Below are 8,828 nucleotides of genomic sequence, written 5' to 3' on the forward strand. Positions count from 1 at the left end.
CCAGACCAGGCCTGAGTGTGCTGACTGTCATTATATTCGGAAGGCTATTTCAAAATCGATTGACGCCAGCGAACATCTAAGAGTGATCGTCCGCCTCCATTGAGTTGTCATCGCGGCACGGCAACGACCACTACCGAAGAGTATAGCACCATTCCAATACCCGACCTAGCGAAGTTGTGAAGCTCCAAATTGGTGAGTTAGACCACCGCAAAAAAGCCCCGCCACCTAATAAGATAGCAGGGCAATATGGGTACAATAATATGTTGCCGAGAGGTCGTTCGGCATTGCTACGAAAGCACAATTACCAGCGCACACACAAGCCATACCCTAATCATCACGCTGTCGACGCCATTTTCGATCCGCTTGTCTTTCATGACGGCCCTCCCCGATAGGCCGATGAACGGCGTCGAACTGCGTCAGCCCACTGGCGCAAATGGCTCTCGCCTGAAAGCCCCTGCCTTGTACCGGTGACCTGAGACGCCATTCTGGATGTAGTCATGGCGAGCCTCATGTCACAAGATCACTGTTCGGAGACCCGTGTCCGCTAATTTTGCAGTGCTTCTCGAAACGATACGAGGCGCTTCGCTTGTTCGTCCCACAATACGAGCTTGACGCAACTGAAGCTCTGAAAAAGCGTTATGCGGCCGATGTGCCGCAAATCAGGATAATCTCGCAGCACCTCGGGCAGACGGTAGAAGGGCACTTTTGCGGCCATATGATGGACGTGGTGGATGCCGATATTGCCCCTGATCCAGCGCAGGGGGAACGGAAGGTCGTAGTGCGAGCTACCGTACAGCGCAGCATCCTGAAACTTCCAGTCCTTGTTGTCCGACCAATGGGTCTGCTCGAACTGGTGCTGGATGAAGAAAAGCCAGACGCCCGCAGTTGCCGCTATCAGCGTGATAGGCACTTGCACCATAAGGAAAGGACCAATTCCCAGAAGCCACACCAGCCCAACCACCGGAACGGCCGCGCCGATATTGGTGGCAATCGTCGACACCCATGGCTGAAGACCTGCCCGCATCAGGCCGAGCGGCAATCGATATTGACAGACAAAGAGCCAAGCGGGGCCGATACCGAACATGACCGCTGGGTGGCGATAGAGCCGATAGCCAATGCGGCCCCATCTGGACAGCGCACGATACTCCCTGACCGTAAGCGTACTGACATCCCCGATCCCGCGCTTGTCCAGGTTACCTGCCGTGGCGTGATGGACCGCATGGGTACGGCGCCAGTAGTCGTAGGGCGTGAGCGTGAAGACGCCGATCACGCGCCCTGTCCAATCATTGATCCCGCGACGCGCGAAGAGGGCACCGTGGCCGCAATCATGCTGCAGGATGAAGAGACGGACCAGGAAGCCGGCTGCAGGGACCGTGAGTAGCAGCCCCAACCAATAGCCATTTGCAACAGCGACTGCGGTCAATGTCCAAAGCGCGACAAATGGAATTGCAGTCGCGGCTATCTCGACCGTGCTGCGGATCGTGTCGGGTTTCCGGTACTGTGCAAGAACCGCAGTCCAGGAGCCGTCCCTGGGCTTGACGGCCGGGCAGCCGGCAAACGTGGCCTTCACAAGGCTGTCAGACTGCGTGTACGCCCGGCTTTCTTGTTGCGCCCCTTGGTCGGCACAGGCTGCGGTTGCCGCGCTTCCATTTGCAGACGCGCCTGCCGCAGCCTCTGAGTCTTGGCTTCGCGGCTGTCTGTTTCTGCCTGAACGATCGCGCGCGACGTGCTGTCAGTCAGCTCCGCCTTGCTCCGCGGCGTCTTTGGAACCGGCCGAAACAGATTTTCCCTTGTGATTGCATCAGTCATGCTATCGGTCTCCTTCCGACCAGTTCAAAGCAAAAAAGGCCGGACAGAAGCCCGACCTCTCCTTCCGTCCCAACGATCCGTGCCAGTACATCCGTGGTCACGTCTCAAAAACGAAAGCTTATGCAGCGTGCAGGTTGTCAGCTGCGCTTTTGCCCGAACGACTGTCCTGGACGACCTCGAAGCTCAGCTTCTGGCCTTCCACGATAGTGCGCATGCCGGCGCGTTCGACTGCGGAGAAATGAACGAAAACGTCTGAAGCGCCATCGTCAGGCTGTATAAAGCCAAAGCCTTTGGCTGCGTTGAAGAATTTTACGGTTCCAGTGTTCATGATGATTTCCTTTCAATAGGCCATAGGAAAAAGTTCGCCACGCAGAAGCGTGGAGGACAATGCAGGTCGACATTGAAAGAGAAGATCATCAGGGCGCGTGGAGCGCGGAAACAAAGTTCGACAAACAAGATCGATTTAAAGCATATAGAGCTTGTAGGCTCGCAAGACAAGTCACCATCACACGGCCAACCATCTAGCCAGTCAAGCATGGGCTCCGCAGCAACGGAGCCGTTTGTGATATCGGGGCGAGCGGATCAAGGGGCCTAAGAGCTTCGTACGTGGCATCGTCTGAAGCTGGCATTGCCGATTGGGTACAGGCCGCTGAGTGCCGTCGCTAATAAACTCACGGCAAGGAAGGGGTAGCGCTGCACTGCCGATAGCTATATTCACGCGGCCAATCCGGCGATCAGCGAGTTTAGCCAGAACATTGAGGCTGTCCCAATCATGTAGGCACCGGACAGACGCCATGTGCGGGCGTTGCTGCACTCAACATTGTGCTCAGCAAACCTACTACGCAAAAAACAATCAGCGCCACCGCGACAAAAATCATCTGTCCGGCCTCGATACCAAAATTGAATGTCAGCAAGCTGAGCGGCGCTTCAGATTGCGGCAAACCAATCTCTTTCAGCACGCCGGCAAAACCGAAACCTTGCAGCAGTCCAAACGCAAATACCACAATCCATGGATAGCTCTCGGAGGACCGCATCGCAGCAGCTTATCAGCGAGTGAATGACCGGTTAGGGCCGTGAGCGGCGAAGGTTGGTTTTCAATTAGGCGCTAATCCGCTGCTCCGCCGCATGTCCGGTTGGAGCCCGCTTTGACCCTCAGAAAGTTGGTCGTATGCTGAGAGTGAACGAAGCAGGGAGGCGACGTTGACCCAAGTGCAAGGCAGCAAGGACTGTGGCAATTCCCCGAAGAACAAGTTCGCTCAGGATGTGGCGGTCGCTCTGGAATGCGGTGAAGCTGAGACGAGCGCGTTCAGCGAAGACGTGATCTGGGAGAACACCTCAACAGAGCCAATCTCGGGAAAGAGTGCGGTTCTTGAGCATCTTAAAAAAAATCGGCCGACACCAAGCTCTGTCTCTGTCCAGCACGCGATTTCGCACGGCAAGATCGATGCTGCGAGCGGAGAGGTGACGTTCGCGAACGGGCATACTCGACGCTTCTGCCATGTGTTCGACTTTACAAATACCAAGGCCAACTGCGTCGCCGTCGTTAGAAGCTATAGCTGACTGCGCCAGTGTCCGCTCTGTCCGCTTTGACGCCGTCTAGTTGTCGGTCGTCTTTGCAGTTGCAACGAATGGCTGCTTCGGTGGGCCGCAGCGCAGCGCCATATCAGCAGGTCAATGACCGGTGTGAGCCGGGGAGCAGCGAAGGTTGGTTATCAACTAGGCGCTAATTTGTGGCTCCGCCGCATGTCCGGTTTGAGCCCAAGCCGGACATTGGACGTGGTCGGTCAGGCTCTGAATATCTCCACCCCGACATCCAACAGCCGCGCAAGCTCGTCTGAAACTGCCGACGGCTTGCACACGTCCAATACGTTCAGACTAATCCCGATATCGGCGATTGGCCTTATCAATACCTCGACATTATCAGCTTCGAAAAAATACACGCCGCCGCCCAACTCAGCGGGAGCGCCAAAACACCGGCATGCCTCTGCAAAGAACGCCTCAGGATCTGAAGAGGCCGTACTCAGCGCACGCCCTTCTTTCGTCGGCTCTTGTCCGAAGAATCGCAAGGCGAAGGAAATGAGGCTGACATCACCATATGGGGAACGCACAAGCTCCCGCCTGGCTTTGTATCTTTGCAGCGAACGGTTTGTTGTTGGACAGGGGGAGTAAGCTTGATGTGAACTCAGTATTGTAAAATATGATCTATGATCGCGAGTCTCCATGAAGCTGATCCCTTCGATCAAAGGGTCAATATCGCTCAAATCCTTCAGCTCAAGGCGGTACTGGCAGGGTTGGGTTGATCTCATTTTCCCTTTCTCACCGACGAGCGTTTCGAAAACTTCGCTGGCAGCGATATCCGCGAGAAAACCCAGGAACGACTTTACCTCTTGCCCGAGCGGAGCCTTGAAAGCGGTTTCTGCCTGATGCCAGATTTCTGCACGCTTGTGCGTCTGGGAAATCGCAACTCCGTGCTTGGCCTCTGCCATGTCACGTAGCGCGTTGAAATGCCCGCAATGATCATCGGCGCTCAATCCTGTAAAAAAGCCCACTGTATGGCACCTCTTTGACGGGTTGCGTTTGGCTTACACCAGAACCGTCTCCGTCGTTTTCACAACCCGGTCTTCAGCAGCTTTCCGAACGCAATATGCATCTCGCGATCTCTATCGGACATCGTGTCGCTTATGCGCCAAGTGGTGATGCGCAGCGTTTTCGTTGGGCCCACAGAGACAGTATTCACATAAATATTGGATCGACCATCCATCGTCCCACGTGCTGCGTAAACATAATTTCCGCTTGCAACCCTTCCTGACTTCAAGAGGGCAAAGTCTTGGGATTCTTCACTGTCTGACCTGGCCATGAGACGTGCGGCGCGCTCGCTTTCCACCCCGTCATTCGTTCCCCCGTTAAAAAACCTGACGCTACCGGCAAAGCCATCTTCTGTGTTGTAGAAGAGGAAGCGATCCCCCTTGTCTTCACGCAGCTCCCATGCCGTGCCCGCAACACATATCGAAATATTCAGCGGCTCGTTAAGAGGCATACAGGCATAGGCAGGTTTCAAAGGCAGGCACAGACCGCACACAAACAACGCTACCTTCGGAAGGCTGGCTTTCTTGAGCGTTGCATTCAACAGCTTCATTCGAACGGACGTGCTTTCACATACTCTAAAACGGCTTGAGGTTTCCGGGTATCATCATCGTGTTGGCCGAGCAATCTGCATTGCCATTCGACGTATGAAGTGTAGCCGCCCGTTTTCGACCGGCAGTTTCGTCCGCATAGCTACCATCTGATCATCAAAGTTTTCGCGACTGCATCGAATGTCAGCTATCGAGCGCTGAAGTGGTCCCGGAAAATCGGACAGTCAGCTAAGGTGTATCCCAAGCCTTTGAAGGGATACGAGCATGGCGAAGCGCCGGAACTTTACAGACCAGTTTAAGGCCAAGGTGGCGTTGGAAGCGCTGCGTGGTGACAAGACCGTGCAAGAGATCGCGGCAAAGCATCAGTTGCATCCGAACCAGGTGAGCACATGGAAGCGTCAAGCCATCGAAGGCATGACCGATGTGTTCTCGGGCGGGAAGCAGAGTGGGCCTACCGAGGCCGAGGTGAAAGAGCTGCACGCCAAGATCGGGAGGTTGGCTGTCGAGAATGATTTTTTGTCCGAAGGGCTGAAGCGGTGAGCCCGGAGAAGAAACGCGCGATGATCAAACGGGATCACCCTGAACTGAGCATCAGCCAGCAATGCAAGCTGGTGCGGTTGTCACGATCGGCCTTCTACTACACGCCGGTCGGCGTCAATCCGGACACGCTGGCGCTGATGAAAGAGATCGACCGCGTGTTCACCAAATATCCGTTCTTCGGTAGCCGCCAGATCGCAGCTTATCTGCGAAGAGAAGGAACGACCATTGGCCGTCATCGCGTCAGGCAGTTGATGGCAAAGATGGGCTTGGAGGCGATCTACAAACGGCCCAGAACCAGTCAGCCGCATCCCCAGCATCCTGTCTATCCGTACTTGCTGAGGAAGATGCAGATCGACCGCCCCAGTCAAGTCTGGTGCGCCGATATCACGTTCGTGCCGGTCAAGAACGGCTTCCTCTACCTGGTCGCCATCATGGATTGGGCCACGCGCAGGGTGCTGAGTTGGCGACTATCGAACACGATGCATGCCGACTTCTGCGTCGATGCCTTGAACGAAGCCATCGCCAAACATGGCCCACCGGAGATCATGAATACAGATCAAGGGTCGCAGTTCACGGGATCGGCTTGGATCACGACGCTGACCGAGGCTGGCGTGCGCATCTCAATGGATGGTCGCGGCAGATACTTGGACAACATCTTCATCGAGCGGCTCTGGCGAAGCCTGAAACAGGAGGCGGTCTACCTCGAAGAAATCAAGGACGGCTTCCAGGCACACAGGGTCATAAAAAACTGGATGGCATTCTACAACACCGAGCGACCCCATTCCGCGCTTGATCGGCGAACGCCGGACGAGGCATATTGGGCGGGCTTGGAAGAGCAAAAAGCAGCATGAAACCTAAACCCGGTACACCTTAGCAAAGCTGCAGAACTGTCCGAAAAAGTGGGACCACTTCACCCCCGTACTCGGAGATGCGAACGGCAGCTAAGGGCCGTGAGCGGCGAAGGTTGGTTTTCAATTAGGCGCTAATCCGCTGCTCCGCCGCATGTCCGGTTGGAGCCCATCATGGACATTCGATCAGTCCACAACGGGGCATACAGTTCGCTCGCGCAGCGGAAAGCGCGGTCCATAGTTGCCATTCGTGTAGCCTCGTCATCGACTGAATTGCGGGCGGGGCTACGACCTTGGCGAGCCGCGGTAGTGAGGTAGCTATTCTACAGGCTTGGAGAACCGGCGACGCTCAGGTGTTTTCGCTTCGAGGGTGAAGCCCTCCCGCGTGTAAAAGCGATCAGCCGGGTTGGTTGTCAGGACACTAAGCTTAGTGGGTAAGCCCTTTTTGGCAGCGATGCTCGTCTTGGCCTTTAGCGCAACCGCGCCAATGCCACGCCCCTGATACGCGGGGTCGATGTATAGTTTCTCGACAAACATGTGATCTGGCTGCCATGATACGGCGACACAGCCGCAGGGACGCCCTCCCAATTCAATGATCTCGTGGCCCGACAGATCTAGCGTTTCGGCGGTATCCGATGGACGCCAAGCACCCCACAGGGCCTCTGCATAGGCGCGCATGCACGCCTCCTCCAGCTTCAACAAATACAGCGCATCTGAACGGGTCGCGGATCGCAATGTCGTGGTCATGAAAGGTCAACACCTACCGGCTGCAGGAACGGGTTCGGCTCCCAAGAACGTCCGCTAACTAGCTTTTAATGACTTTAGCCGCCATTCTGCAATCCACCTCATAGGTACCGTGGACTTCCCCATCATTCTACTTCCAACACAGGAAATGACTTCCTATGGCCATTCTGGGGCCGTCTCCGGACGCTCCGTTTCTGCTTGAAAAACTGAGAAAGCCGACGTTCCGCAGCCGACCTAGTACCGGGCATATGCCGCAATCGCCCTTATGCCCAAATACAGACACTGAAGGGACTGCTGAATCTATCGCACTTCTGCCGTTTTCATCCGCAAGGTGGAGGCAACTCCTGAATGAAGGGCATCTAAACGTTGCTAACTCGTCGCATATTCATCCCTTTGATCTCGCTCGTATTTCTTTGTGCCATCATCTTCGGCCTTCATACACTCAGCAAGTCAAGGAGCTATCAAACCTTCGGCGATTTGGTGGCGCGGGTAGAGACAGATCGGCCGGTCGTCGCGTTGACTTTTGATGATGGTCCGACCGCGGGTTTCACCAGCGAGGTGCTCGAAATGTTGGACAAACTTGATGTGACAGCGACGTTCTTTGTCACAGGCAAGGAAGTAACCGAGAACTCCGACGAAGCGCGCGCGATCGCTGCGGCTGGACACGAGCTGGGAAATCACAGCTATTCACATGCTCGGATGATAATGAAAAGCTACGGTACATACCGCAGCGAGATCGAGGAGACCGACGCGGCCATTCGCGCTATCGGCTATGAAGGGAAGCTTCATTTTCGCCCGCCCTACGGCAAGAAGCTGTTCGGGTTGCCTTGGTATCTCTCGTCCACAGGGCGAACTACGATAATGTGGGATGTCGAGCCGGAAACCTATCCGGACATTGCAGACGACCTAGACGCGTTCGTCGCTCACGTCGTGGACGAGACACGTAGCGGTTCTATAGTCCTGATGCACGTCATGTATGGAAGCCGCGCGATCTCGCGGGAAGCGCTGCCGGGGATCGTGACCGGGCTACGCGAGCGTGGCTTCGAATTCGTCACGGTTTCTGATCTACTAGAAGAGCGGACCTGAACGTCCCGATAGAATTTTATGATCGTGACGATACTCGCACATATTGTTTGAAAGCCGACGGTCCGCAAACCACCCCAAGGCAGACACTTGGCGCTATGATACCGAACGTCAGCTTTGTCCGCATTGCCACCGTCTGGTGGCTAGCTGTCTTCGCAGATGCAACGAATGGCTGCTTTGGCGGGCTGCAGCGCAGCGCTATACTAGCAGGTCAATGACCGGTGCGGGCCGAAATTGTCATTCAGCTACGGCAGGGAGACCGCCCGTTATGGACACTTGTCAAGGTCTAAGCATTTGATCTGCTTCCAGCTCCATTTTTGACGAGCCACCGCAACGGCCCGTCAAGAAATTTCGCAGCCTCCCTCGCCGGCAATCACAGGCAGCAATGATACCAGCGCCTGAAAGTCCACAGCACCAACGCCCTTTTCGTCTTGTTCAACGACTGTCAGCCCGCGTCTAATTCAACGATCTCAACGTCTTCTCCATCCGCCGCTGTGTCCCAAGTCGATACCATCTCGACGTGGTGCGCGCCCAGGTCTGGTCGGACGAAAGAAGTTGCAGATCGGATGTGATGATCGATCGGTCTGCGCCCACAAGTCGGGGATGGCCAGTCGACAGGCCTGTCAGGCACGGTGCAGGCCGGCATGTCGGTGCCCATTGTTCCAGGATG

The 8,828-nt window shown here is 55.6% G+C and carries 11 protein-coding genes; 3 read left to right on the forward strand and 8 right to left on the reverse strand.

What is annotated here, in order from left to right; all coding sequences use genetic code 11:
• Positions 1-544: 544 nt before the first annotated feature.
• From ACN0WX_RS15170 to ACN0WX_RS15185, 4 genes are all read right to left on the reverse strand, one after another.
• Positions 545-1,570 carry a fatty acid desaturase gene (locus tag ACN0WX_RS15170; RefSeq protein WP_417623183.1) on the reverse strand — a complete coding sequence of 342 codons (1,026 nt, stop codon included), beginning with the start codon at positions 1,568-1,570 and terminating at the stop codon, positions 545-547.
• Positions 1,567-1,809, reverse strand: coding sequence for a hypothetical protein (locus ACN0WX_RS15175; RefSeq protein ID WP_297560575.1), 243 nt, complete (start codon positions 1,807-1,809; stop codon positions 1,567-1,569). Before ACN0WX_RS15175 ends, ACN0WX_RS15170 begins: the two co-directional genes overlap by 4 nt.
• Positions 1,810-1,927: 118 nt before the next feature.
• The gene (locus ACN0WX_RS15180; RefSeq protein WP_417623184.1) at positions 1,928-2,137 is read right to left on the reverse strand and encodes a cold-shock protein; all 210 of its coding nucleotides are present in this window, start codon (positions 2,135-2,137) and stop codon (positions 1,928-1,930) included.
• Positions 2,138-2,579: 442 nt separating this feature from the next.
• The gene (locus ACN0WX_RS15185; RefSeq protein ID WP_297560579.1) at positions 2,580-2,843 is read right to left on the reverse strand and encodes a HupE/UreJ family protein; all 264 of its coding nucleotides are present in this window, start codon (positions 2,841-2,843) and stop codon (positions 2,580-2,582) included.
• Between the two features lie 166 nt (positions 2,844-3,009).
• Between ACN0WX_RS15185 and ACN0WX_RS15190 the strand changes: the two genes are divergently transcribed.
• The gene (locus tag ACN0WX_RS15190) at positions 3,010-3,369 is read left to right on the forward strand and encodes a hypothetical protein (RefSeq protein ID WP_417623185.1); all 360 of its coding nucleotides are present in this window, start codon (positions 3,010-3,012) and stop codon (positions 3,367-3,369) included.
• A gap of 224 nt (positions 3,370-3,593) precedes the next feature.
• Here ACN0WX_RS15190 and ACN0WX_RS15195 read toward each other — a convergent pair whose 3' ends face one another.
• On the reverse strand, positions 3,594-4,358 hold the full coding sequence (locus ACN0WX_RS15195) for a hypothetical protein (RefSeq protein WP_417623186.1): 765 nt from the start codon (positions 4,356-4,358) through the stop codon (positions 3,594-3,596).
• Positions 4,359-4,417: 59 nt separating this feature from the next.
• Positions 4,418-4,945, reverse strand: coding sequence for a hypothetical protein (locus ACN0WX_RS15200; RefSeq protein WP_297562927.1), 528 nt, complete (start codon positions 4,943-4,945; stop codon positions 4,418-4,420).
• A 262-nt stretch (positions 4,946-5,207) separates the two neighbouring features.
• Here ACN0WX_RS15200 and ACN0WX_RS15205 point away from each other — a divergent pair.
• Positions 5,208-6,334, forward strand: a protein-coding gene (locus ACN0WX_RS15205) for an IS3 family transposase (protein WP_417623187.1) whose coding sequence is annotated in 2 segments (ribosomal slippage) — positions 5,208-5,478 and positions 5,478-6,334 — 1,128 coding nt in all. Because the reading frame shifts where the segments join, the coding sequence is not laid out codon by codon here.
• 315 nt (positions 6,335-6,649) lie between these two features.
• Here ACN0WX_RS15205 and ACN0WX_RS15210 read toward each other — a convergent pair.
• The gene (locus tag ACN0WX_RS15210) at positions 6,650-7,078 is read right to left on the reverse strand and encodes a GNAT family N-acetyltransferase (protein ID WP_417623188.1); all 429 of its coding nucleotides are present in this window, start codon (positions 7,076-7,078) and stop codon (positions 6,650-6,652) included.
• A 363-nt stretch (positions 7,079-7,441) separates the two neighbouring features.
• On the opposite strand from ACN0WX_RS15210, the gene ACN0WX_RS15215 reads away from it, so the two are divergent.
• The gene (locus ACN0WX_RS15215) at positions 7,442-8,161 is read left to right on the forward strand and encodes a polysaccharide deacetylase family protein (RefSeq protein WP_417623189.1); all 720 of its coding nucleotides are present in this window, start codon (positions 7,442-7,444) and stop codon (positions 8,159-8,161) included.
• 453 nt (positions 8,162-8,614) lie between these two features.
• Here the strand turns inward: ACN0WX_RS15215 and ACN0WX_RS15220 are convergent, their stop codons facing one another.
• Positions 8,615-8,827: a DUF6634 family protein gene (locus ACN0WX_RS15220; protein ID WP_417623190.1), complete on the reverse strand. Its 213-nt coding sequence runs from the start codon at positions 8,825-8,827 to the stop codon at positions 8,615-8,617.
• Position 8,828 lies beyond the last annotated feature (1 nt).

Origin of the sequence: Parasphingorhabdus sp. (genome assembly GCF_048269915.1) — a bacterium.
GTDB lineage: Bacteria > Pseudomonadota > Alphaproteobacteria > Sphingomonadales > Sphingomonadaceae > Parasphingorhabdus.

Coding starts and splice junctions, on each gene's coding strand:
- ACN0WX_RS15185 (WP_297560579.1), bottom strand. CDS start 2,843: ATGCGGTCCTCCGAGAGCTATCCATGGATTGTGGTATTTGCGTTTGGA.
- ACN0WX_RS15175 (WP_297560575.1), bottom strand. CDS start 1,809: ATGACTGATGCAATCACAAGGGAAAATCTGTTTCGGCCGGTTCCAAAG.
- ACN0WX_RS15210 (WP_417623188.1), bottom strand. CDS start 7,078: ATGACCACGACATTGCGATCCGCGACCCGTTCAGATGCGCTGTATTTG.
- ACN0WX_RS15180 (WP_417623184.1), bottom strand. CDS start 2,137: ATGAACACTGGAACCGTAAAATTCTTCAACGCAGCCAAAGGCTTTGGC.
- ACN0WX_RS15200 (WP_297562927.1), bottom strand. CDS start 4,945: ATGAAGCTGTTGAATGCAACGCTCAAGAAAGCCAGCCTTCCGAAGGTA.